Origin of the sequence: Acinetobacter sp., from assembly GCF_039596015.1 — a bacterium.
Classification (GTDB): domain Bacteria; phylum Pseudomonadota; class Gammaproteobacteria; order Pseudomonadales; family Moraxellaceae; genus Acinetobacter.
In genome coordinates this window covers 100,674-126,583 of record NZ_JBCNKN010000001.1, presented here as the reverse complement: position 1 = coordinate 126,583, position 25,910 = coordinate 100,674, and the positions used below count along the sequence as shown (strand labels likewise).

Genomic DNA, 25,910 nt, shown 5'->3' with positions numbered 1-25,910 from the left:
CTCAGCAGATGTATCCTAAATAGAACATTATCGTTTTATTGCACAAAGTTCCTGAACAACAACTGATAAGTTAAAACTGATCTTTCTACAACCATAAAAGGCAGCTTCAAGAGAAGCTGCCTCACGACAGGAATCTTTAGCCCAACTCATCCAAACTCATCTTTAGATGCATGACGCATGGCTTTATCCCCAAATAGATTGACTCACTCTAACCAAGCCAATCTATGAGCCAATCACAAAATAACAGATGCTTTATAAGGACATCATCTTAAGAACAGAATGAATAAAGGAAAAGAAACTAATAGATAAAAAATAAGCCCTTGTAAAAACAAGGGCTTATTTAAATATTTGGCGGAAGCGGTGAGATTCGAACTCACGGAGGGCGTGAACCCTCGTCGGTTTTCAAGACCGGTGCATTAAACCACTCTGCCACGCTTCCAATGTGCGCTATCATATAAGTAAAATTTTATCTTGGCAAATATTTTTTAGAAAACATTTTCTATTTGTTCAAAATAAACTCAAATCATGTTCAAATTATTGATTTTAGATCAAATAATCATCTATTTTTCAAAAAACCAATACTAAATTCAGCTTAATCAGATCTATTTATTGTCTATTTAGAAACCCACTTTTTACTTTAACCCTACTCTTTAAAAGCAGATTCCCCTACAATCTTCAGCCATTTCATCTTCATTTAGAATTTAAAGGCGCCATTCATGAAACAACAGTTAGGCAAACTCACGTTTAAACTTTCAGGATGGAACTATCATGTGCCAGATCATATTTTAGAAGATAAACAGGTGATTGTTGGTTTTGAACACACCTCTATGATGGATGCAATTTTATCTTTAGCATTGTTTCAAATCATGGGAATAAAAATTCATACATTAATGAAAAAAGAATTATTCAAAGGCCCTCTCAAACCTATTTTAAAAACAATCGGGGCAATTCCTGTAGACCGTAAATCAAGCCAAAATATTGTTTCTCAAATGGTTGAACTATTTAACAGTCACGATCAATTCAATCTTGTGATTGCACCAGAAGCCACTCGGGCAAAAAATGGCGAAGCCCGCAAACCCATCCGTACAGGGTTCTGGCACATCGCAAAAGCAGCAAACGTACCGATTGTCCTCATGTATGCAAACCCAAAAACCAAACAAGGCGGCATTATTGGAAAGATTTACCCAAATAACCTTGATGAAGACATGCAAATACTGAAAAATACCTACAAGGAACTTGCAGGATTAGATATTGTGATTCCTGAACCTAAAAACACCTAATACACATAGGGATTTACCGAAATCCTCTTGGTGAAATAAAAGTGATTATGCTAAAATCACGCGGTTTTTTGATATGGCAAAGACCAATCTTTTAAGGAGCATATTTACATGGCGGGTCATTCCAAGTGGGCAAACACAAAGCATCGTAAAGCAAAACAAGATGCCAGCCGTGCTAAAGTTTTTACCAAATATATCCGTGAAATTGTAACCGCAGCAAATTTGGGCGGTGGCGATGCTGCAAGCAACCCGCGTCTACGAGCTGTAGTCGAGAAAGCTTTATCGGTAAATATGACTCGTGATGCAATTAACCGTGCTATTCAACGTGGCGCTGGTGGTGAAGATAACGACGATTTAAACGAAGTGACCTATGAAGGTTATGGCGTAGGTGGTGTTGCCGTTTTGGTTGAAACCATGACTGACAACTTAAACCGTACTGTTCCAGATGTCCGTCACTGTTTTAGCAAAAACAATGGTAACTTGGGCACGAATGGTTCTGTGTCTTACCTGTTTACCAAACGTGGTGAGATTACTTTTGAAGATGTTTCTTTAGAAGACAAAATCATGGAAGTTGCGTTAGAAGCGGGTGCAGACGACATCGAAATTGATGAAGATGAAATTCTAGTCGTTACATCACCTGAAAGTTTTGGTGATGTACAAGATGCTTTGACTGCTGCTGGTTTAAAATCTGACAATGCTGAAGTGGTCATGAGCCCTTCAACAAAAGCAGAAATCACGGACATCGAACAAGCAAAACAAATTCTGAAAATGATTGATATGCTTGAAGACCTTGATGATGTGCAAAACGTTTATACCAACGTTGAATTTTCTGATGAAGTGCTTGAACAACTAGATGCTTAAAATAGCATTCTTAAAGTGGGATTTAAGTCATTAAATCCCACTTTTTATTTCAATAAAAGATCAACTGCACTATTTAAGCAACCACTCATATTTTTAAAAATAAAATTAATATCAATCACTTAAAGCAAAAATCCATCTCATAAATATTTAATGTACAACATTTAAACTCATGCCTATTTAGAAAATAGAGGCTTTTCTTCATGCTTAATAAGGTTCCGCAGGTCACTTTAATTTTCTGGATCATTAAAATTGCTGCGACAACACTTGGTGAAACGGCGGGAGATGCGCTCTCAATGTCACTGAATTTGGGCTATATCCTCAGTAGCGGTATTTTTTTATTACTATTTGCTTTTTTCGTGAGTTTACAGATTAAAGCAAAACAATATCATCCATATCTTTACTGGCTCACTATTATTACCACAACAACTTTGGGCACAACTATTGCCGATTTTGTTGACCGTTCGCTCGGTGTTGGGTACTTCGGTGGAAGTCTAATATTGCTTTCTTTGCTATTGGGCTCACTCGCAATCTGGTATTACAGTGAGCGTTCTCTCTCAGTAGAACATATTCAATCAACTAAAACCGAAATATTTTACTGGGTCACCATTATGTTCTCACAAACGCTGGGAACTGCTTTGGGAGACTGGGTTGCAGATACACAAGGCTTAGGCTATTTATATTCTGCAATTATTTTTGGCAGCATATTATTCTTGTTAACGCTGAGCTATTTCTGGACAAAAATCTCACGCACCTTTTTATTTTGGGGTGCATTCATTCTCACTCGTCCACTCGGTGCAGTTTTAGGTGATTTCTTGGATAAACCTATTTCTCATGGTGGTTTAGATTTAAGTCGTTTCGGTGCATCATTCATTCTTATTGTCGTGATGTTTATCTTTATTTTTATCTCCCAACGTACATCAAAAGCAACTACATAAATTAAAAATTAATGAGGAGATCATACTGATATGCTCTCCTCTTATTTTTAAAGACACAGCAAAACGACAGCAAAAATAGAAAAACAGATGCCTGACAAATAATAAATATAGGGCGTATAACGCTGCAAATATTGTAAGCATTTTGGGCGGGTCAACCATGACACCACTTGTATATTCCAGATTAAAACCACCATGACCATCCAAATACTTATGGCAATTTTGTAACCAACACTGGGCTGCTGTGGAAGTAAAATCATTAAGCTACTATAAAACATCCAATTTTTAGGATTAAGTAAGCTTGACTGTAACCCCAACCCAAACAAAGATTGCCAACGTACATCACCACTCACCTGCCGAGTTTCCAGCTGATCTAACTTCAAATGTTGGCGGGCATAACGAACACAAACACTTGAAAGATAAAATAAATACAGCGCCCCCACATAGCGCAATCCATACAAAAAAGTTGAACTCCACTGCCCAAGGGTATTGAGCAACAATATGGATATTCCAAGAATAAGCGCATTACCCAATACAATCCCCCAAACGACATGGCGAGCTGCCCGATGTGAATAACGCAATAATGTCGTTAATAATAGGAAAAAATCGGGGCCTGGAGAAAGCAAAGCAAGAAAATGTGTAACGGCAATAATAAAAAAATTCATAGCGCACTCAAATACTGATGTGGCTTAAGCTTAGAAAATTGCTGATGCGTTTTATTGTAAAAAAGTGCGGGAAAAACCTTGTTGATACTGTTTCGGAGTCACACCGGTATGCGCCTTAAAAACTTTATGAAAATGACTTTGATCACTAAAGCCCAGATCGGTTGCTAAGGTACTAATTTTTGCACCTGTTTTTAATATTTGACGTGCTTGATGGATTTTCAAATTAATTTGGAATAAATGTGGCGTTAAACCAAGATTGGCTTTAAAGAGGCGAATGATGACATAACGACTCACACCAATCTTTTCCGCAAGCTGCTGTAAAGATAAAAACCCCTGTGCTTGGTGGCAAAGGGTCATGAGCCGTTGTAAATGCTGATAAAAATAAACATGTTGTGGTAGTTGCTGCCAATCAATATATGGAAATAATAGCTGTGTAAGGCATTCAATTAAGGTGTGTTCTTTTTCTGCAATTAATACATGTGAGTCAAACAAGGTCTGATTCATCTGGCAAAAAGCATGGTAGGCGACAGAATCATGCAATACAAAAGGCTTGAGTTGCGGCATAGGCATTTTTTCAAGCAATAAAGCATGCACTTCACTCGATAATTGCTCTAACCAAGTTGCATCAATATGCAGCATTTGATAACTCCAGTGCTGATGTGGTACTGGATTACAAGAATGCTCAATATGTGCAGGAATAACGACAAGACTTCCTTTCTGAATCGTTACCTCATCGGTAAAGGCACTAGCAAAAACACTCTGCCCCGCATCAACCGCCCCAATCGATAAAGTTGGATGACTATGCGCTTTATAACAAATACAGCTTTGACATGCCCGCCGCGTTTCCACATAAGGCATGCGAGGGTCAGACCAGAACTCAAGCAAATTGGGTTACCGCAAGGGCGCGTTCAATATCCTGTTCTAAGTTTTCAGGTTTAGTCGTTGGAGCGTAACGATTTAAAACTTCTCCATTTCGCGCAACCAAAAACTTGGTGAAATTCCATTTAATACTCTGACTCCCCAAAATGCCTTTGGCCTCACGAGTGAGCAAACGAAAAATGGCATGGGCTTCGGGGCCTTTTACATCCACTTTGGCAAACATAGGAAAGCTGACACCATAATTACGTTTGCAAAACACCCCTATTTCTTCATTTGTTGCGGGATCTTGGCCACCAAACTGGTTACACGGAAAACCAAGAACCACCAAACCTTGATCTTTATATTTTTCATACAGTTTTTCCAAACCAGCAAATTGCGGAGTAAAACCACACTTACTGGCCGTATTCACGATTAACAGAACTTTCCCCTGATAATCTGCCATCGACTGTATGTGTCCATCTAAACGCTCAACTTCAAACTGGTAAAGTGTGGTCATGGATAAGTTTCCTCATCACTTTTTTGTTGTGTTTTTAAGTCTAAAGAAGCCGAGTTGACACAATAACGCAGCCCTGTTGGCTGAGGTCCATCTTCAAAAACATGACCCAAATGAGCATCGCACTGGTGACAGACAATTTCAACCCGATCCATACCATGTGATAAGTCCTCATGCTCTTCAATCGCACTATTATTGACGGGTTTATAAAAACTTGGCCAACCACAACCGCTGTCATATTTAGCATCTGAAGTAAAAAGCTCAGCGCCGCAACAACGGCATACATAGGTTCCAGACTGGTGACTATTCCAGTATTTCCCTGTAAATGGTGCTTCTGTCCCTTTCTGACGTGTAATTCTATATGCTTCAGGTGATAGCTCTCTTTGCCATTCTCTCTCTGTTTTATTGACTTTTCCCATTATTCTTTCCTTGTCTATTTTGCTGTTTAAAATAGGATAATCCTATATTTACGTTATTCACTCCAAAATTTCTAGTCTTTACTTCACAATTTACAAAACACTTATAAATCGTAAAAAGCAAAAAGAAAGCAATTAAGAAAATTAAAGTAAGCAACAATTACAAAACAAATGCTTTTTTGTGAGCAATATTAGTGTTACCCTTAGAACCTTTCTTGCTTAGGATTAAAAAATGTCGCAAAAAAAGAGCGTTATTTTTAAAAATCTACTGCCTGTGATTAAACAATATCAACAGGCAGGATTTACGCATGAAAAAATTGTTGCCTTACTTCGAGATCAACATGAACTTGACCTAGTGACAACGGAAACATTCAAAAGTTATTTATATCGTTATGCAAAAGTAGACCCTACGCCTTCCGAGACCCTCAAAATGACGAACACAATCCAAACCCCACGCGAAATTAAAAAGTCATCAAAACTTGAGCATGTTTGCTATGACATTCGTGGACCTGTGTTACGAGCGGCCAACGAGATGGAGGAACAAGGGCATAAAATTATCAAACTAAATATTGGTAACCCAGCCCCATTTGGATTTGAAGCGCCACAAGAAATTATCAACGATGTTGCATTCAACCTACCAAATGCGATTGGCTATACTGACTCGCGTGGTATTTTCCCTGCACGCAAAGCCATTTGCCAGTATTACCAACACAAAGGCATTTTAAACATGCATGTTAATGACGTGTATGTTGGTAATGGCGTTTCAGAGCTTATTGTTATGGCAATGCAAGGCTTGCTTGATGATGGCGATGAAATGCTCGTGCCAATGCCAGACTATCCACTTTGGACTGCAGCAGTCAATTTGTCTGGCGGTACAGCAATTCACTATAAATGTGATGAAGAGAACAGTTGGTATCCCGACATTGCCGACATGGAAGCGAAAATCACACCAAATACTCGCGGGATCGTGGTGATTAACCCGAACAATCCAACAGGTTCGGTTTATCCTCGTCATATTTTGGAACAAATTGTTGCTTTAGCAAAAAAATATGACCTGATTTTATTTGCAGATGAAATTTACGACAAAATTATTTATGACGGCATTGAACATGTTGCCCTTGCATCTTTAGCAGGTGATCAGCTTTGTATTTCCTTCAATGGTCTGTCAAAAGCTTATCGTATTGCGGGGTATCGTTCAGGTTGGATGGTTATTACAGGCAATAAATCTCGTGCACTGGACTATATCGAAGGTCTGGATATGCTGGCTTCGATGCGTCTTTGTGCCAACCACCAAGCACAATATGCGATTCAAACCGCACTTGGTGGCTATCAATCCATTAATGACCTAATCCGTCCAAATGGGCGTTTATACGAACAGCGTAATATTGCATGGCAAATGCTCAATGAAATTCCAGGTGTAAGTTGTGTCAAACCCGAGGGTGCAATGTATTGCTTCCCTCGTCTTGACCCAAAAGTTTATCCAATTCAAGATGATGAAAAGCTCATGCTTGATTTATTAAGAGCTGAAAAAGTGCTTCTGGTTCAAGGGACAGGCTTTAACTGGCCAACACCAGATCATTTCCGTGTGGTGTTCTTGCCTGCCGAAAATGAGTTAAGAGAAGCGATTACCCGCATTGGACGTTATCTGGCAACGCTACGTTAATTGATTAATTATTCATCTCTCCTAAAAATGCCAGTGTTCAACTGGCATTTTTTATGTAGTAAGATGGCTCTGATCAGATCACTATTCTTGGTCTTGTTAGAAATGTTTTTACATATTAAAAATATAAAATAATTATATAAATCAAATTATTAAATACCATTATATCTTCAAACCACAGCGTACACCCCACCACTTTTTACAGCATTTATTAATCAGATAATTTTTTCACTTTTGCCATTTTCCAATGGCTCAATTGTCAGTTAATATTTCGCATGCCAAATGAATTGGCATAAATATTGCTATTTTAAAAACTTGACAAGGAATGCATCTCATGAAGAGAGCTTTAACTGCGCTCACTGTAGCGTTAAGTTTAACTGTACCATTTTCTGCTTTTGCTAAAAATAATGTCGTTGTTGTTGCGACGGGTGGCACCATTGCTGGTGCGGGGGCAAGTTCGACCAACAGCGCAACATATTCAGCAGCCAAAGTTCCTGTCGATGCACTTATTAATGCTGTGCCACAAATACGTGATCTTGCTAATGTTCGTGGTGTACAAGCACTTCAAATTGCATCTGAAAGCATTACCGATAAAGAATTACTCAACCTTGCACGTCAGGTCAATGACCTCGTTAAAAAGCCAGATGTGAATGGCGTTGTCATTACACATGGCACAGACACAATGGAAGAAACCGCATTCTTCCTGAATTTAGTGATTCATACGGATAAACCGATTGTACTGGTTGGCTCAATGCGTCCAAGCACTGCGCTTTCTGCGGATGGCCCACTTAACCTATATAGTGCTGTTGCACTTGCCTCTTCGGACACAGCCAAAGGCAAAGGCGTTTTGGTACTAATGAATGACAGTATTTTTGCGGCACGTGATGTCAGCAAAACCATTAATATTCATACCAATGCATTTTATAGCCAATGGGGTGCTTTAGGCACATTGGTCGAAGGTAAGCCATATTGGTTTAGAAATTCAGTGAAACGCTTTAACAATGCTTCTGAATTTAATATTGAATCGATTAAAGGTGATGCACTGCCATTAGTCGGTATTGTTTATGGTTCAGATAACATACTGCCTCAGTCTTATCTTGCATTACAACAGGCAGGTGCAAAAGCCATTATCCATGCAGGTACGGGCAACGGCTCCGTTCCAAACTACATTGTTCCAACACTCACCAAGTTACAGTCTGAAGGCGTACAAATTGTTCGTTCATCACGTGTCCCTCAAGGTTTTGTTATCCGCAATGCAGAACAACCAGACGACAAATATGGTTGGGTTGCTGCACACGACTTAAATCCACAAAAAGCACGTTTATTGACTGCACTTGCACTTACTAAAACCAAAGATCCAAAAGAAATTCAGCGCATGTTCTATGAATATTAATTTCTTGTTTGCATAAGCTGTACTCTAAAATCCCGATCAAGTCCATCTTCGCTGAAACTTGGTCGGGATTTTTTTCATCGACTGCATAGTTTTTCCGCAAAGAATCTTTTCAAGCGTCCAATGCCTCAATAGCATGTTAAAATAGCCATTGGTCTAGTAAAGGAAAGCTTTATGCAGTTTGTACATCTTGGTATTCATACAGAATTTTCGATTACAGAGTCGATTGTTCGCATACCTGATCTGATTAAAGCTGCGGTAAGCGAAGAAATGCCAGCTTTGGCCTTGACTGATCTCTCCAATATTCACGCTGCAGTAAAATTTTATAAAAGCTGTCTCGGCAAGGGAATTAAACCCATCTTGGGAAGTAATGTCCGTCTCAATGATGCAGACCATCGTATTACCTTACTTTCTATGACCAACAAAGGTTGGCGCAACCTCACCGAGGTCATTTCACGAGGCTTCATTGAAGGTCAACACCTAGACATTCCGTGTATCAAAAAAGAATGGATTTTAGAACAGCACCAAGACATGATCGTGCTGCTTGGACTGCATAGTGATGTCGGGCAAATGCTGATTTCATCTAACCCACAAAAAGCCGAACCACTTTTTGAAGAATGGTTAGAAAAATTTGGCAATCGGGTTTATTTTGCCCTGACGCGCACCAACCGTCCCAACGAAGAAGACTTCATTGCCGAAGCCGTTAAACTTGCTGCCAAATATAATGTGGGTGTGGTTGCACATAACGATGTGCATTTTGTTACCGAAGAAGACTTTGAAGCACATGAAGCACGGGTCTGTATTGCCGATGGTTATGTTTTAGCAGATGGTCGTCGCCCACGTTTATACAGCCCAGAACAATATTTCAAAACAGCCGAACAAATGACTGAATTGTTTTCAGACATTCCAAGTGCCATTGAGAACACCGTACAAATTGCAAAACGCTGTAATGTCAGCCTACGTTTAGGAACTTACTTTCTACCCGAATACCCAATTCCAGATGGTTTCACCATCGACACTTACTTTGAACATCTTTCAAAAGAAGGTTTAGAAGAGCGTTTAAACCACCTTTATCCGCCCGAAAAACGAGATGAAGACTGGCCAGAAATCCGTAAACCTTACGACGAGCGAATTGAGTATGAAATTGGGATTATCCTTAAAATGGGATTCCCCGGTTACTTCCTCATCGTCATGGACTTTATTCAGTGGGCAAAAAGTAATGGCGTCCCTGTTGGGCCGGGACGTGGTTCTGGTGCAGGTTCTCTGGTTGCCTACAGCTTAAAAATTACCGACCTTGACCCACTACGTTATGACCTGCTTTTCGAACGTTTCTTAAACCCTGAACGTGTGTCGATGCCCGACTTTGACGTTGACTTTTGTATTGCAGGGCGTGACCGTGTGATCGACTATGTGTCTCGTCATTATGGACGTGAAGCAGTGTCGCAAATTGCAACCTTCGGTACGATGGCAGCCAAAGGTGCAATCCGTGACGTGGCGCGGGTTTTGGGTAAATCGTATGGTTTAGCCGACCGTATTTCTAAAATGGTGCCGACCAAACCACTCGGGGTCGATTTGGCAACTGCCATTGAAATGGAACCACAGCTTAAAGATGTGGTCACCAATCCATCTAACCCTGACTATGATGATGCCTCAGAAATTTGGGAAATGGCGCTCAAACTCGAAGGCATTACCCGAAATACAGGTAAACATGCGGGTGGTGTGGTGATTGCCCCCGGCAAAATTACCGATTTCTCTGCCGTACTCTGCGATGCTGATGGTACTAACCGTGTTGCGCAATACGATAAAGATGACGTTGAAGCAGCAGGTCTGGTTAAATTCGACTTCTTGGGGCTACGCAACCTGACGGTTATTGAAGATGCCGTACAAAATATTAATAAGCGAATCCAGTCTGAAACGCCATTAAATATTGCCAACGTCCCTCTCGACGATAAAGATGCGTATTTGGTCTTTGCAGAAGCGAACACGACTGCGGTGTTCCAGTTTGAATCCGTCGGCATGAAAAAAATGCTCAAGGAAGCTAGACCGAGTAAATTTGAAGAAATTATTGCCTTCGTGTCACTATATCGTCCTGGCCCGATGGATCTGATTCCTGACTTTATTCATCGTATGCACGGGGGCGAATTTGAATATTTGCATCCCCTCCTTGAAGGGGTTTTAGAACCGACTTACGGGATTATGGTCTACCAAGAACAGGTTATGCAGGCCGCCCAGTACTGTGCAGGTTATACTCTTGGTGGTGCGGACTTACTGCGCCGTGCGATGGGTAAAAAGAAACCTGAAGAAATGGTCAAACAACGCCAAATCTTCATTGAAGGTGCTGCCAAAAAAGACATTGATGAAGCCACTGCCAACCATATCTTCGACTATATGGAAAAGTTCGCAGGCTATGGTTTTAACAAATCGCATGCGGCTGCCTATGCCCTTGTTGCCTACCATACCGCATGGCTAAAAGCCCATTACCCTGCCGAATTTATGGCTGCGGTAATGTCATCGGAAATGCAAAATACCGACAGTGTGGTGTTTTTAATTGACGACTGCCGAACCAATGGGTTAACCGTACTGCCACCTTCGGTGAATATGTCGACCTACCATTTCCATGCCAGCGATGAAAATACCATTGTCTATGGTTTAGGTGCAATTAAAGGCGTGGGTGAACAAGCCATGCAGTCAGTGATTGACTCGCGCATTCATGACGGCCCATATCAGGATTTATTCGATTTCTGCCATCGTATCGATTTAAAGAAAATCAATAAACGTACTCTTGAGGCGTTAATCCGTGCTGGTGCATTGGACTGTTTGGGTATTGAACGTGCAAGTCTGATGGCGCAACTCCCTGAAGCTGTTCAAGCTGCTGAACAGGCTCGTCAAAACCGTGAAACAGGCATGATGGACTTGTTTGGAGAAGTGGAAGAGTTACAACGCAAACCAGCCAAACCTGTCAAACCGTGGTCAGATGAAGTTCGCTTAAAAGGCGAAAAAGACACGCTCGGATTATATCTGACAGGTCATCCAATTGACGTTTATCGTGCCGAATTAAGAAACTTTATTCCCAATAAATTAAACGAACTCAGTTCTACCCGTCGTGGGCAAACCACGGTTTTTGCGGGACTGGTCATGGATGTTGCCAACTTTCCAAACCGTATGGTCATCACCCTTGATGACAGTACCTCACGTATTGAAGTCAGCTGTAATCATGAACGATTCCAACGCTTTAAGGATATTGTTCAAGTTGAACGCGTGGTAGTGATTGAAGGTGAAGTTTATGAACGTGAAGGCTTTGACCGCCCAATGGGTCGTTTGAGTAAAGCCTTTGATTTAAATGAAATTCGTCAAAAACGTGCTCAAAATATTCAAATTCAACTCGCCCCAACGGTATTCACCAAAGAACTGGTCAAAGATATTCACCACATTTTGACTCCATTTGCCCAGATGGATCAATGTCGAAGAATTCCTGTCATTTTTGGTCTGGATTTTGATTATGCGCAAGCCGAATTACACTTGTCAGAACAGTGGCACATCGCGCCTTTAGATGAGGCATTAATTCAGCTACGTGATTATTTTGGTAAAGAAACCATTCAAATTGAATATCATGTGAAATCTAAAGCAGCTAAAACCATAGACTATCAAACTGCCCAAACCATCTCGTCTACTGTTACATCTTCCGAACAAGGCAGCATGGATGATGCAATAGATCTGTATCAGGCAGAAGTCAACCAATATTCTTAAATTTAGGAAAGTTATGAACACATTTGACAATGCGGCAGTTTCTGCACATCTTGCTCATGTACGTATTGTGATGGTGAATACCACGCTCCCTGCAAATATTGGCAGTGCATTACGCGCCATGAAAACCATGGGCTTAAGCAAACTGGTGTTGGTTGCACCGAAAACCTATCCTCATCCCGATATTGACGCGTTAGCTGCTGGCGCAACTGACCTGATTGAACACATCGAGATTGTGGATACATTACAAGAAGCCCTTGCACCCTGTCATTTGGTGTTTGGAACCAGTGCCCGTAGTCGCACTATTCCTTGGCCTTTATTGGATATTCGCCCTGCAAGTGAAAAAATTGCACATGCCGTTGTTGAACAGAAACAGGACATTGCAATTGTTTTTGGTCGAGAAGACCGAGGGCTAACGAATGAAGAGCTGGCACTTGCCAACTATCATGTCACCATCCCTGTTAACTCAGACTACGGCGTATTGAATGTTGCACAAGCCATTCAAATTATTTGTTATGAACTTCGCATGTCAACTCTGCACTACGAACAACAAGAACAAAATGCCGAACAAGCCATGCCTGTCAGCAGCAATATTGCCATGCAGTGGGATGAACCATTGGTGACACAAGCGGAAATGGAAAAATTTTATCCGCATATCGAAAAAATGCTTGAAGAAATTGAATTTTTAGACCTAAATAACCCAAGACTATTACCATTACGCTTACGCCGCTTATTTGGCAGAATCCAACTCGATAAAATGGAATACCATTTACTTCGAGGTATTTTTAGCCGAGTATTGGCTTTAAGTCAGGGAACATGGAAGAAATCATCAAAACAAGGGGATCAAGATCATGTTTAAACAGCTAAAAGAAGATATTGCGGCTGTCTTTGCCCGAGATCCTGCTGCGCGAAACACATTTGAAGTTTTAACGACTTATCCGGGGATTCATGCTCTGATCATGCACCGCATGGCACATGAACTCTGGAAAAAAGAATTTAAAACCAGTGCCCGCATTTTGTCATCGGTTAGCCGCTTCGCAACAGGTATCGAAATTCATCCGGGTGCAAAAATTGGAAAGCGTTTCTTTATCGATCATGGCATGGGCGTTGTGATTGGTGAAACAGCCGAAATTGGTGATGATGTCACGCTTTATCATGGTGTCACGTTAGGCGGTACAACATGGAACAAAGGCAAACGTCACCCAACACTTGAAGATGGTGTAGTGGTGGGTGCAGGTGCCAAAATTTTAGGGCCTTTTACCGTGGGTAAAGGTGCAAAAGTCGGTTCAAATGCGGTTGTTACCAAAGAAGTTCCCGAAGGTGTGACGGCTGTAGGCAACCCTGCTCGTTACATCCAAAAAGACAAACAGGTTTCAGACGTAGAAGTTCGCCGTCGTGATTATGCACAAGATATTGGTTTTGAAGCTTATGCTGCCTCACAGAACCAAACAGATCCTTTACTTGAAGGAATTCGTGTTTTGTTAGACCGTATGCAAAACAACGAAGTGCGTATGAATACCTTGTGCCAACGGCTTTCATTACTTGATCCGACATTTAAAAAGCAAAAAGATGAGCAACCGTATAGTGACGAAGAATTAAAAATCCTCGAAGAAATACGCCGTGAATGTGAATCGCAAAGTAAACAGTCTAAAGTGTAAGCAAGCAGTATCCTGTTACACGCTAAGCATTGCATGCGTTTTCACTTTTTCTTAGACTGCTTCTTTATAAACTCACCATCAACAATAAATTGGGAAAAGAACTTATGCGTTTAAAACCAGTTGCAACAGTCATGATCACAACAGCAATTCTGGCTGCTTGTAGCGCGATACCGCACAAAAAGAATAATATTTCAAATGAACCGATTGTGTTTACTGAACCTGATCCTACTCCAGCATTTTATTCACTAAACCCATTTAATTACGATGCGCCACCTGCTTTCGAAGTCGATCTTAAAAAAGCAGCAGCACAACCTGTCACTAAAATGATTGCAACAAGTACATCCTACCCTGGAAAATCTGCAACATTTGAAGTCAACAAGCTGATTATCCCAACCATTGATAGCAACCGTGCAGACATGAAGTACACCCCGCTTGCAGGTTTAAATGAAATTGACATTACCAATGTCGATGATTTCTTGCAATTGGTTGAAGGGAAAGCACGTCATTATCCACCACAGTTCACTGACAAAAATGAACGTCGTGGCTATGAAACTAAACTCAGAGAAGTTACAAATCAGCTAGATGCTCTTGCTGCACCAGATAATGCCTCTTATGACGTGCTTATTCGTGCATTTAAAGCCACTGTGATGGCACGTAATCTGGACTTAGGTCAACAGTACACAACAAAATCTCTGAAATACGGTCAGCGCTTATTAAAAATAAACCCAAATGATCCTGAAACAAACTTCTGGTTCGGTTTTAATTTATCTGAGGGCGGTGGTCAACGCGAAGCAATTCCATATCTAGATAAAGCAATGAAAGCGGGTGTACAAGAGGCTTATCTTTCTACAGTAAATAACTTCTTGTTCCTTGACCAAAAGAAAAATGCCCTTACGACACTTCATAATTATAAAGTGAAATATCCACAGGAAGCTCAGGTCGTTGATCGTCTTGTACTAGAAATTCAAAAACAAGGTCGTACCAATGTCTGGGAAAATCTTGAAGCAATGAAACAGGGTAAATATTAAGCATTGATGAAAATGTTTGTGAAATATTCACAGATCCTCATCTATTTTCCTTAAAAAAAAGTGCTTTACAATAAACCACCAATTTTGGTGGTTTATTACTTTGTTTTCCATTGAAAAAAAATAAGACTCCAGTATGATTTTTTACATAACTCTAAGTTCTCTACTTGCCTATGCCAAAAATTACATCACTTTCAAAGAACACATTATTTGTATGTATTTTCTCACCACTCCTTTTCAGTGGTTGCCAAGTTGTAAGTGTCAAACAACAAGCCTTTAATGTCACGATTGCCAATGAACGTGACAGCATTCTCACCAGAGATCAGCTCAGTGAAGCCAGCTTAAATGTTCTGTCCATGACTGGAAGTGAATCGAAAGCATGTATGAATGATCCCTCTGCCTGTCTAAAAGAAATTCAAAAAATTCCCCAAATTACAAATGAGCAACTCTTTTCTACAGCAAGTGAACTCTATCTGGCAAAAGCAAAAGAACTAGAAAAAACCTCAGAATGCAAAGACGATGCTAAGACAACAGACGTAAACAAAATTGAAAATTTACCTTGTTTAAATCAAGAAATAGGCATGTTAGATAAAAGTATTCGTTATAGTTATGCCTATTTATTTAAATCAAACCGCGCCCCACAACAACGCCTGTTCGATAACCGTCAAGTCCAAATCCGAGACTTTTATAATCAGGCCACGGCCAAATTACTTATGATTTATCCAAGACCAAAAACAAAAAATCCGCTGTTTAACTCTCGACTTTTCATTGGACAATCTACGTATTATCTCAACTTTGATGATTTTCCAGAGCTTGCCCATCAAGAAGTTGAAAACTATATCTCAAGTTACAATTTAAACTTTTCTGGGTTACGTTCAATTAACCGCCGAGATGGTTTTGGTTCAGAGTTTGTCACTATTTTACCAGCCCCTCCTCATCCAGAACAAAATAAATATATTTTAGACCCTTTAAATTATAATTTTCAAAATGGCAGTAATCCCAATATTCACCATCCGCGCTATTTGGCAACAACCATTACCATAGAACCGGAGAGCAATGATACAAGTATTACGGCGTTACTTGACCATGCACCAATGGCAGTTAAGATTCACGATCCTTACCAATTTAATGCAATTACAGTCGACCATAAGACGTTTCCTCTGGCCGCGAACTTCTCTGCCCCTTATGGGCTTTGGCTAGCACAAAATAATTTAGGTAAAGCAGCATATTTAAGTTTGATTGACCGTGACCAAAAACTCAACATGCCGCATTTATATATGCTTGAACCTTATAATCCGAATAAAAAAGTTATTGTTCTGGTTCATGGTTTAGCAAGTAGTCCCGAAGCATGGATTCGTCTTACAAATGATATTATGGGCGATAATGTCTTACGAGAGCATTATCAAGTTTGGCAAATTTTTTATTCAACCAATATGCCCATTATCGAAAGTCGTTTTCAAATCTATGCGCTGTTGCGACAATCCTTTGCTCAGGTCGACCCCAAAGCCCCTGCATATTCTGACGCTGTCTTGATTGGACACAGCATGGGAGGAATTATTACCAGACTTTTAGTAAGCAATGCCGATATTCGTCCAGCGACTTTTAAACTGATAAAATCAGATAAATTACAACAACATAAAAATAATCCTATCGTTGTAGAACGATTACAATTCCAGCCTATCAATAACTTTGACAGAGCCATTTTTCTTTCTTCACCGCACAAAGGAACGCCCTTTGCAGACCTTTGGTTTACCAAGATGGCAAGGCGAATCATCCGACTCCCTGTCGCTTTTGTAGGAGCTGTAGCCGATACCATTCAGGGCGAAGTCAATATTAAAGAAGCCATGAAACAAATTGATAATGGTTTCTTACAAAATGGGCCGAGCGACCTCAGTTATCAATCCAAATTTATGCAACTCACCCGAGATGTAAATCCTCCGCCTGGTTTTATTTTTCACTCGATTATGGGCAATATTACCAAGAGTAACGACCCTAAAGTGATGACCGATGGCATTGTACCTTATGAAAGTGCTCATTTAGATGGTGCTGCTTCTGAAAAAATTATTCATGGCGGACATTCCATTCAAGAAACACCCGAAGCAGTTTTGGAGTTACGACGTATTTTGCGTTTACATCTAATTCAGCATGGTCTTTATAAACCATCACCAAATCCATTGATTCAATAAAATCAGGTTGTGAGCAATTAACCTGATTTTATCTTTCGCCTTTAGATTTGCGCAAAATCATCTGGAACAAAAACAGTTCCTTTCATCAACACTCGGGCGCTGCGACTCATGATAGCTTTGTGCATTCGCCAAATGCCATCTTGCTCAATTACGTCTGCACCCACAGTCAGTGTTCCAGATGGATGCCCAAACGTCACTTTTTGACCTTGGGTGGACCGACGTAATTGATATAACAAAGTCCCTGGTATATTGGCTGTCACAGCAATGGCTATTGCAGCCGTTCCCATCATCGCATGGTGTAATTTCCCCATAGACAATGCACGAACCAGCAAATCCGTTTCTTTGGCTAAAACAGCCTGACCACTTGAACTTGTATAGTCCTTTGCGTGTGCAACAAATGCAATTTTAGGAGTATGTTGCCGCGTTGCTGCTTCTGAAATATTTGAAATCAGCCCCATTTGTAAGGCAGCATAAGCTCTTATTTTTTCTAGTTTCTCTAAAGCATCAGCATCATTATTAATGTCTTGCTGTAATTCTGTACCTGTATATCCCAAATCTTCTGCTCTTAAAAAGACTGTTGGAATACCAGTTTGCACCATCGTAACTTCAAAATGCCCAACCTCTGGTACATCTAACCATTCTGTTAATTTTCCCGTTGGAAATACTTTTGCAGCATCTTCCTCAACTTTTTCACAAAAAGACAATGTAATTTCTGCTGCGGGAAAGGTGACACCATCAAGTTCAAAATCACCAAGTTCCTGCACTTCACCATCGACAATCGGGACATCTGCCAAAATCGTTTGCCCAATGTTGGCTTGCCAAATTCGCACTGTACAAACTCCATTTTCAGGAATACGTTCAGGGTCAACTAATCCCTGACGAATCGCAAACGGCCCAACGGCTGAAGATAAGTTGCCACAGTTGCCACTCCAGTCCACGAAGGGTTGGTCAATTGCAACCTGACCAAATAAATAATCTACATCATGCTCGGGAACTTGGCTTTTACTCACAATCACGGTTTTACTGGTACTTGATGTTGCCCCGCCCATACCATCGATTTGCTTGGCGTATGGGTCTGGACTCCCAATGACTCTTAATAAAAGTTGATCACGATATTTGCCTGCAACCTGTGCCTGTTGTGGTAAATCTTTTAAGCGAAAGAAAACGCCTTTACTGGTACCGCCACGCATATAGGTCGCAGGAATTTCAATTTGTTTATGTGCTGTCATCTCGAATGTCCTATTCTTTACTCGTTTTGCATTCTTATTTCAAAATTTATTTGAACTATCATGTAGCAAACACAGATGTTTTAACATTCGACTATGGTGAACAAAAAAGTGGGCGCTTGGCCCACATCTTTAGAAAACAATTTTTGTGGTTAATCCTAAAACCAGCGCATTATCGACATTATCCGTTGCCCCCGGATGAACCACATATTGCACCACAGGACGCAACATCAACCACGGCGTAACATAATGCGAATAATTTAATTCCATATTATATTCAGCATCCTGATTGATCGCTTTACGTTTGTTATAAACACCGTCACGGTAACGGTCACTCACATGAATACGATTCACCCCAAAACCTAAAATATCATTTGGATGATTGGCTGATAAACCGAGATAACGAATACCCAACTGCTGCATATTATCGACTTTGTTGGTCGTCTTATCGTAAAACGAAGTATTCATAAAACCATATAAACCACGTTTCCCACCATCAACAGAGGTCAACTGCTGGTCACCTACAAACCAAACCGAATAAGTATGATCTCTTTGCTGACCTGTTAAGGTATCTTTGTTCTGAGTCTTGTCTGCATTGTTATAAAACGCACCAAGCTGATAGGTTGCAGGCAAATTATTCAACCCTTGTTTAGGTTGATAAGTGACCTGCACAGGAATCGAAACACCTTCAGCTTCATCTGAATTTAAATTCCAGCCCTGATTTTCTTTAATATTAGTCGGGTTAAACTCAAATGCACCAATTTGTGCTGACCATTCAGGTGTAAATTTGTATTTCACAATAGCAGCCCATTGCGCCACGGGCTCGTTATACCAGATATTTCCTTGCCACTTGCCATTTTGTGCCGTACAAAACGATGTGCTTTGGAAATCACACCCCATGGTGTCAAAGTAAGACCCCATGCCAATACGACCAACACGCACACTCAATCCACTGTTCCCAAAAATTTTTTCAACCGAGAACTGAGTTAAACGTGACCCAACATTTCCACGTCCATACGTCGCCTGTGTATTGGCCATTTGCGGTGCGCCGGGAGATGAAATATTGTCCACACTGGTACTTTCACCCTGACGTGCTGTGACAATTGCTCGAACAGACATCCCGTCCCAACCCAAAAGTTTTGCTAAATCGAGGGTTGTACCCAACCAAAGCTGGCTTGCAAAGGTCACACCGTCATGTGGTTTATATCCACCATCGGCCAAATAGTCGGTGTCTACATATAAATTAGCGTCAAATTTAACCCCTTTTTGCTCTAAAGTTTGACGTTGTCCATTCCAATCCCCCAATAGATATTGACCTTTAGGATCAAAAGCTTGTTCTGCATGTGCTTGAATACTTGCAAATCCCATCATTGAACAGATCATCGCAGCACAAAGTGCATTTTGAAAATTATTTTTCATTTAAAGTCATTCAATACCAGAAAGTTTGCATTCTATCGTCAGATATTCGTAAAAATTTTCCATATTTGCCATTAAACCGATATTTTCCTAAGAGAGTTTTTCAAAAAACCTGACTTTTTTAGTATGAATATCCATCTGAATACCTGCATACTAAGCCATACTTTTATATAAGTGACAGCATGTGCTGTAAATGATATTCATCATAACTGGCGGATCACTTTATTTTGTTCAATTCAAATGAGTGGTCTATTCATCGTTATTTAAATAACGTCTTTGCGATTTTTGAAAAGTGTATGGTTGATCATGGAGTATTCCCAAACAGTAGATGTTCCCGCAAACCCAAATTCTAAAGCACGTGTTTTGCTTGCAAGTTTGGTCGGAACAACAATCGAGTTTTTTGACTTTTACATTTATGCCACTGCGGCGGTATTGGTCTTTCCTCATTTATTTTTCCCACAAAGTAGCAACGGGGCGGCTGTCCTGCAATCCCTCGCAACTTTTGCAATTGCATTTATTGCACGTCCAATTGGTGCGGCACTCTTTGGTCATTTAGGTGATCGTATTGGTCGGAAGGCAACACTGGTCGCTGCACTTTTGCTCATGGGAATTTCAACTGTCTGTATTGGTCTCCTTCCAACTTATGCACATATCGGGATTGTTGCGCCTTTATTGCTTGCACTTTGCCGTTTAGGTCAGGGACTTGGTTTGGGTGGTGAATGGAGTGGCGCTGTCTTATTGGCAACCGAAAATGCACCTGAAGGTCAACGTGCTTGGTACGGTATGTTCCCGCAACTCGGTGCTCCAATCGGTTTCATTTTTGCAGCCAGCTCATTTTTATTGTTAAGCGCCACTTTATCTAACGATGCCTTTTTACAATGGGGATGGCGTTTACCGTTTATTGCCAGTTCATTGTTGGTGATTATTGGGCTTTATATTCGTCTTAAATTACACGAAACACCTGCGTTCCAACGTGTTTTAGATAAGCAAAAAGAAGCCAATATTCCCTTTAAAGAAGTGGTGACCAAACATACCAAAATGCTTTTCTTAGGTACGATTGGTGCAGTATGTACTTTTGTATTGTTCTATTTAATGACAGTTTTTGCTTTAAATTGGGGAACAACAGCATTGGGATATACCCGTGGCGATTTTCTTAAAATGCAACTGGTTGCCACCATTTTCTTTGCCATTTTTATTCCTTGTTCAGCTATTTTGGCAGAAAAATTTGGTCGTAAAACCACATCTGTTGCAATTTGTGCCCTTACTGCTGTTTTCGGTTTAGTGTTCCCATACTTTTTGGTGCCAAATAACCCGATTGCCATTATTTGTTTCTTGTCTATCGGTTTAGGCATTATGGGATTAACCTATGGCCCAATTGGAACTGTATTATCTGAAATTTTCCCAACATCGGTACGTTACACAGGTTCAGCCTTGACCTTTAACTTGGCGGGTATTTTAGGCGCGTCTTTTGCACCCTTGATTGCAACCAAACTTGCACAAACCTATGGTATCGGTGCTGTTGGTTTATATTTATGTGCAGCGTCCTTGTTGTCTATGCTAGCCTTTGCCTGCATCCGTGAAACAAAAAATATTGATGTTAATCATCAGCTTTAAAACATATTTTTCCATAAAAAAACGCCGTCTAATACGGCGTTTTTTAACAATACTCAGCGTTATTCGTCCTCATCATCAAAAAAATCAAAAAAGTAACTGCTACATTCCCAACCTGCATATTCACCCTGAAATTCGAGTGCGATTTTTGAAAGCCATGTTTCTAAATCAACAATATCTTCATACTCAGGTTCAATCAAAATATAGACCGAAACTGACCATTCATTTGGTTCGTTCTGATCATCCTGTTGTAACGAAATTTTTTGTTCTTGATCCAACAAATATAATGCACATGCCTGAGCATCTTTTTGTTGCTTAAAAGCCAGTAAAAATTCAATTTCATGCGGTTGACTAAGATCATCGCCATCTTCAAACATCTGCCACAAAACATTGCCGTTATCATCATCGGGGAATTTTTGATAATCACGATTCATTCTTTGTTCCTTATTTGTTGTTGCTTTGGTCGATTCCATCATAATGCGAAATTATTTCAATTTTGCAATTTGTTTGTAGATTATTTTATCTGTACAGATCAGCCCATACTTCACTTATATAAGATTTGTAGGCGATTCACCATAAGCTGTAACTTAAGCCATAGAGGATATGGCCCAAGTCCTTTTAAGTATTTCCACAGCAAGAAAGATGAAATTTAATAATTTTACAAGATTTGTTAAACCAAGAAATGCTCCAAATAATCTGAATAAAGTTTTTTATTTTTTGCATTTCAAATAATCACAGTTAAAAAGGAACAACCGATTCAATATTCATTTCAATCCCTTGTAGTGGGTGAATAAATGACAATGATGCAGCATGCAACGCCATACGCTTTAAATGAAACTTGGCAGGTTCAGGATGATAGAATTCATCCCCCATAATCGGGTGCCCAATATGCTGCATGTGAACCCGAAGTTGATGCGAACGCCCTGTAATCGGCTCTAGACAAACCCGACTTTGGTCTGTTTCAGCATCGTATTCAAGTAACTGATACAGCGTTTTTGCCTGCTTGCCCAATTCAAAATGTACAATTTGACGTGGACGATTTTCCCAGTCGGTAATTAACGGCACGTCTACACTGCCTTCCGCCTGAATTTGACCTTGTACCAGTGCGATATAATACTTTTTGACTTGTCGAGCTTGAAACATCTTACTTACAGCAACTTCTGCATCACGATGTTTTGCAAACATCAAAATGCCTGACGTTGCCATATCCAGTCGATGCGTGACTTTTGCCTGAGGATATTTTTCTAAAATACGTAAATAAGCACTGTCCTGATGTTCAGGCTTGCGCCCCATGACAGAAAGCAGACCTGCGGGCTTGTCGATGATAACCAAATCTTCATCTTCAAATAAAATAGACAATGGTTGTTGTGGTGGCTGATAAATAAATTCGTCTTTCGGTGGCATGGTCATGTCTGTTTAATCAAGGCTTGCGGAACATAGCAATGCCGATTTAACATGTCAATCTCCATCATAAATCTTGATGAAAAACCTACCTCATCACAAAAATAAAATTGTTCAATTCACCATTCTGGCCCAATCATTAATGTGTAAAAATTCCTAATAGACGATTTTGATAGGCAAGATAGACGTTTCTCACAATAAAGATAGCCGCCAGACATACAACGACTGTTCATCCAAAATCGATAAATTATCGCTTTTTATTCATTTCAGACAACAAATCCAGTTGGATTTCCTGTATTTGTGCCAAACGCTCCCATTGATGTGACAATAAATGATCCACTTTGTCATGCAAATGGCGGATTTCTAACTCTGCTTTTAAGTTAATTTGATAATCATGTTGCGAACGTAAGCGGTCTTTGGCTTCTTGTCGGTTTTGGCTCATCATGATAATAGGTGCCTGAATGGCTGCCAAACAAGATAACACCAAGTTAAGTAGAATAAATGGATACGGATCAACAGGATGAGTCATAAGAACAACTGTATTCACTAAAATCCATCCCACCAAAAATAGAAAAAAACAAATCAAAAAAGTCCAACTTCCCCCAAAAGTTGCAATCTTATCTGCTAGTCTTTCACCCCATGTCCAGTTTTGGTCGAACTCCGTTTCAATGTTTTTACTAATGAGTTCATGATGCTGCATGCTATCAATCACTTCATGCTCTAAATGGGTCAACTCACCTTTTTCGGATCTTAGCAACGAATGAACATAGCGAATACGGTATTCGGTCAAATCCGCCCGACAAATAAAACTCGATGCAGACCAATCGGCATGGTCTTTTCGAATTGCCTCGACAACACTATCCCGAATGGCTTCCCCCGGTACAAGGTTTTTTAGCGGAAAAGATTTTCCACAAATGGCACATTGGCGATACTGGTCTTTATTTTCCATTTTGTTTCAGCTCGCGATGATGAAGAGTAAGAATATTATATAAACGATTTTGGCTTATCGTATCGTAAATAAAACGTGTACTCTAGCCTAATATCTGTAAAGTTGCGGGTACGATTTTTCGATGCGCAGGAATCACCGGCAACATATAAAGACGTCCAAGCCAATTCTTAATATGCACAATCGTGGTCACGGTAAGCACCTGAGTTTTTTCATTTTTATAAATAGATAAAGTCACATTCAAATGCTTGTCATCATCGCCAATAATTAGCTCATTTTCCGTGCGTTGTAACAAGGTAAAAATTCCAATTCGGTCGCCTGTGACATACTCATTTTCTTTTTTATGTGTATCAATCTGCTTAAAACTGCCTAAATCTTTAAGTCCAATTTTTGAAGTTATTTTATTGCGCACGTTCATGCTCCACTCTATCCACTGTGGGGTGTGTTGGAACAGTTTAATGAGCTGCCCAAAGACATTCAGGTTGGGCTCACCAAGCACAATACTCCACGAGTCGTGGAAGTAAGCATTGTTCAATTGAGATGAGATTTGACTATCACTTGGCAAGGTAGAAAGATAAGGCTTATTCATGAATTATTTTCTTGTAAAGTATTGTTTTTATTATATCGAATTTTTTAGGGTGTCAAGGGAAAACATCTATGGTTTGCTTCAACAATTAACACTTTGTAAGTGGTCACCTTAGCCTATAAACTCTTGATTTATAGCGTCCTAAGCCGAATCGAGACCTTTTGGGTGAGTACACACTAACGTTATACGTTTTGGTGCATGCTACTCTTTTCGATCCCTATCACACCCTTGAGATATAGTTTAGGAAGAAATGGATGGGATTGTTTTTCTAAAATTCGGCAATTTTCAGTATTTATAATATTTTTTCCCGTAAAAGCAAAAATATGAGATATTTTTTACCATTTAAGTAAAACTAATATCATTTATCTTCCACATTTCAGCATTATTTTCACTTTTTTTACCAAAAAAGTTTAAGCCCAAATCACCATAATGGCTGCCACAATCACAAGCCACAGCCCAAGATGGTCAGACTTTGCCAACTTTTCTTTAAAGAAAAACGCTGAAATAAGCAGACTAAATAAAATCTCAATTTGTCCAAGTGTTTTTACAATCGCCACAGACTGCATACTCATGGCACTAAACCACCCCAAAGACGCTAGAAAACTACAAACACTCACCTTAAAGGTCATGCCGAGTCGTTGCCACATCTTATAAAGCGTTTGCCGACTAAATAAACCGAGATACAGCAGTAAAATCACACATTGAAAGCTGATCAGACTACATAGCACCCAAGCCGCCCGATGTAAAAACGGCAACATGGTCAGTTCTAAACTGGCTTCACGCACCAACAGTGAAGTAATGGCAAAACATAGTCCACTCCCCAGTCCAATCATTAAGGTTTTCATGGAAAGTTCTGTCTGATGCCGACCTTTACTCAGCAGAAAAACTGCAACTGCCCCAATCAAAACACCTACCCAACCCCAGCCAGTTAAATGCTCATGTAAAAACACCACGCCAATCAGAGCCGCCAAAATCGCTTCACTTTTCGCCAGTCCAATCCCAATCGCATAGTTCTTTTGCTGAAACAGTTTAACCATTAACGCGGTGGCATAAATTTGGCTTATTCCGGCAATCAGCACATATAGCCAAAACTTAGGGCTAAAGCTGACGGTACTGCTAACAGGTTGGTGATGATATATAAAGGCAAGGTAGCTAAAGGCAAAAATGGGTGCAAATAAAAACCGTGCCAGTGTTGTGCCGTAAACATCGACCGTTGTGCTGAGTTGTTTTTGAAATGCATTGCGCCATGCCTGCATCAATGCAGCCATGAGCGTAAAAAGAACCCAAGTGATTGCCATAACTTAAGTATTTGGTGTTTAAAGTGTGTGTAATTTACGCTTTTTCGCAGAGATTGGCGAGGTATTCCTAACCATTTCAGCCAGTCATGTACGCTTTAACTTACAAACTTTTAAGGATTTTGCGGATTGGCTACACCCTGCTTTTTTCTTAATATGAACTCATACAGGAACAGGATGTTCCGGAACACAAAACAACAATAATAGGTTCATGCATCAGGATCGTGAGATACGACAGGAGTC

The 25,910-nt window shown here is 40.2% G+C and carries 22 protein-coding genes and 1 tRNA gene; 11 read left to right on the top strand and 12 right to left on the bottom strand.

The features are described 5' to 3' along the window. Positions 1-349: 349 nt before the first annotated feature. Positions 350-439 (bottom strand) — tRNA-Ser (locus ABDV70_RS00485). 277 nt (positions 440-716) lie between these two features. Between ABDV70_RS00485 and ABDV70_RS00480 the strand changes: the two genes are divergently transcribed. The 3 genes from ABDV70_RS00480 to ABDV70_RS00470 all read left to right on the top strand — a co-directional run bounded on the left by ABDV70_RS00480 (position 717) and on the right by ABDV70_RS00470 (position 3,073). Further along, entirely contained in the window at positions 717-1,280 is a 564-nt protein-coding gene (locus ABDV70_RS00480; protein ID WP_343594569.1) for a 1-acyl-sn-glycerol-3-phosphate acyltransferase, read from the top strand. Between the two features lie 108 nt (positions 1,281-1,388). After that, positions 1,389-2,138 (top strand): YebC/PmpR family DNA-binding transcriptional regulator, encoded by a 750-nt coding sequence (locus ABDV70_RS00475; protein ID WP_343594568.1) that lies wholly within the window; start codon positions 1,389-1,391, stop codon positions 2,136-2,138. A 200-nt stretch (positions 2,139-2,338) separates the two neighbouring features. After that, positions 2,339-3,073, top strand: coding sequence for a hypothetical protein (locus tag ABDV70_RS00470; protein ID WP_343594567.1), 735 nt, complete (start codon positions 2,339-2,341; stop codon positions 3,071-3,073). 47 nt (positions 3,074-3,120) lie between these two features. Here the strand turns inward: ABDV70_RS00470 and ABDV70_RS00465 are convergent, their stop codons facing one another. Genes ABDV70_RS00465 through msrB form a run of 4 tightly spaced genes read right to left on the bottom strand, consistent with a single transcriptional unit; the run spans position 3,121 to position 5,526 of the window. Continuing rightward, positions 3,121-3,735: a LysE family transporter gene (locus ABDV70_RS00465; RefSeq protein ID WP_343594566.1), complete on the bottom strand. Its 615-nt coding sequence runs from the start codon at positions 3,733-3,735 to the stop codon at positions 3,121-3,123. Between the two features lie 51 nt (positions 3,736-3,786). After that, positions 3,787-4,593, bottom strand: a complete 807-nt coding sequence (locus ABDV70_RS00460) for an AraC family transcriptional regulator (protein WP_343594900.1) — start codon at positions 4,591-4,593, stop codon at positions 3,787-3,789. A 19-nt stretch (positions 4,594-4,612) separates the two neighbouring features. After that, the gene (locus ABDV70_RS00455) at positions 4,613-5,110 is read right to left on the bottom strand and encodes a glutathione peroxidase (protein WP_343594565.1); all 498 of its coding nucleotides are present in this window, start codon (positions 5,108-5,110) and stop codon (positions 4,613-4,615) included. Continuing rightward, complete coding sequence (gene msrB, locus ABDV70_RS00450; RefSeq protein ID WP_343594564.1) at positions 5,107-5,526, bottom strand: peptide-methionine (R)-S-oxide reductase MsrB; 420 nt, start codon at positions 5,524-5,526, stop codon at positions 5,107-5,109. The genes ABDV70_RS00455 and msrB overlap by 4 nt, the downstream gene beginning before the upstream one ends. A 229-nt stretch (positions 5,527-5,755) precedes the next feature. On the opposite strand from msrB, the gene ABDV70_RS00445 reads away from it, so the two are divergent. The 7 genes from ABDV70_RS00445 (at position 5,756) to ABDV70_RS00415 (ending at position 17,186) form a co-directional block, all read left to right on the top strand. Then, positions 5,756-7,186: a pyridoxal phosphate-dependent aminotransferase gene (locus ABDV70_RS00445; RefSeq protein WP_343594562.1), complete on the top strand. Its 1,431-nt coding sequence runs from the start codon at positions 5,756-5,758 to the stop codon at positions 7,184-7,186. Positions 7,187-7,517: 331 nt separating this feature from the next. Then, positions 7,518-8,576, top strand: coding sequence for a type II asparaginase (locus ABDV70_RS00440; protein WP_343594560.1), 1,059 nt, complete (start codon positions 7,518-7,520; stop codon positions 8,574-8,576). A 171-nt stretch (positions 8,577-8,747) separates the two neighbouring features. After that, positions 8,748-12,320: a DNA polymerase III subunit alpha gene (gene dnaE / locus ABDV70_RS00435; protein ID WP_343594558.1), complete on the top strand. Its 3,573-nt coding sequence runs from the start codon at positions 8,748-8,750 to the stop codon at positions 12,318-12,320. A 13-nt stretch (positions 12,321-12,333) separates the two neighbouring features. Beyond that, entirely contained in the window at positions 12,334-13,176 is an 843-nt protein-coding gene (locus tag ABDV70_RS00430) for an RNA methyltransferase (protein ID WP_343594556.1), read from the top strand. Continuing rightward, positions 13,169-13,975, top strand: a complete 807-nt coding sequence (cysE, locus tag ABDV70_RS00425) for a serine O-acetyltransferase (RefSeq protein ID WP_343594555.1) — start codon at positions 13,169-13,171, stop codon at positions 13,973-13,975. Before ABDV70_RS00430 ends, cysE begins: the two co-directional genes overlap by 8 nt. 104 nt (positions 13,976-14,079) lie before the next feature. Continuing rightward, positions 14,080-15,003 (top strand): hypothetical protein, encoded by a 924-nt coding sequence (locus ABDV70_RS00420; RefSeq protein WP_343594554.1) that lies wholly within the window; start codon positions 14,080-14,082, stop codon positions 15,001-15,003. Positions 15,004-15,173: 170 nt separating this feature from the next. Continuing rightward, a complete protein-coding gene (locus ABDV70_RS00415; protein WP_343594552.1) occupies positions 15,174-17,186 on the top strand; it encodes an alpha/beta fold hydrolase in 2,013 nt (670 codons plus the stop codon). 41 nt (positions 17,187-17,227) lie between these two features. Here ABDV70_RS00415 and prpF read toward each other — a convergent pair whose 3' ends face one another. After that, on the bottom strand, positions 17,228-18,415 hold the full coding sequence (gene prpF, locus ABDV70_RS00410; RefSeq protein WP_343594550.1) for a 2-methylaconitate cis-trans isomerase PrpF: 1,188 nt from the start codon (positions 18,413-18,415) through the stop codon (positions 17,228-17,230). Positions 18,416-18,544: 129 nt separating this feature from the next. Further along, positions 18,545-19,795, bottom strand: a complete 1,251-nt coding sequence (locus tag ABDV70_RS00405) for a carbohydrate porin (protein WP_343594898.1) — start codon at positions 19,793-19,795, stop codon at positions 18,545-18,547. Between the two features lie 339 nt (positions 19,796-20,134). Between ABDV70_RS00405 and ABDV70_RS00400 the strand changes: the two genes are divergently transcribed. Next, entirely contained in the window at positions 20,135-21,442 is a 1,308-nt protein-coding gene (locus tag ABDV70_RS00400) for an MFS transporter (RefSeq protein ID WP_343594549.1), read from the top strand. Positions 21,443-21,501: 59 nt separating this feature from the next. Here ABDV70_RS00400 and ABDV70_RS00395 read toward each other — a convergent pair whose 3' ends face one another. From ABDV70_RS00395 to ABDV70_RS00375, 5 genes are all read right to left on the bottom strand, one after another. After that, positions 21,502-21,873, bottom strand: a complete 372-nt coding sequence (locus ABDV70_RS00395) for a ribonuclease E inhibitor RraB (protein WP_343594547.1) — start codon at positions 21,871-21,873, stop codon at positions 21,502-21,504. A 304-nt stretch (positions 21,874-22,177) separates the two neighbouring features. Next, complete coding sequence (locus ABDV70_RS00390; RefSeq protein WP_343594896.1) at positions 22,178-22,843, bottom strand: RluA family pseudouridine synthase; 666 nt, start codon at positions 22,841-22,843, stop codon at positions 22,178-22,180. 244 nt (positions 22,844-23,087) lie between these two features. Next, positions 23,088-23,789 (bottom strand): DUF1003 domain-containing protein, encoded by a 702-nt coding sequence (locus tag ABDV70_RS00385; protein WP_343594545.1) that lies wholly within the window; start codon positions 23,787-23,789, stop codon positions 23,088-23,090. An 82-nt stretch (positions 23,790-23,871) separates the two neighbouring features. After that, entirely contained in the window at positions 23,872-24,375 is a 504-nt protein-coding gene (locus tag ABDV70_RS00380) for a DUF2867 domain-containing protein (protein WP_343594543.1), read from the bottom strand. A 407-nt stretch (positions 24,376-24,782) separates the two neighbouring features. After that, complete coding sequence (locus ABDV70_RS00375) at positions 24,783-25,670, bottom strand: DMT family transporter (RefSeq protein WP_343594542.1); 888 nt, start codon at positions 25,668-25,670, stop codon at positions 24,783-24,785. Positions 25,671-25,910: the final 240 nt, after the last annotated feature.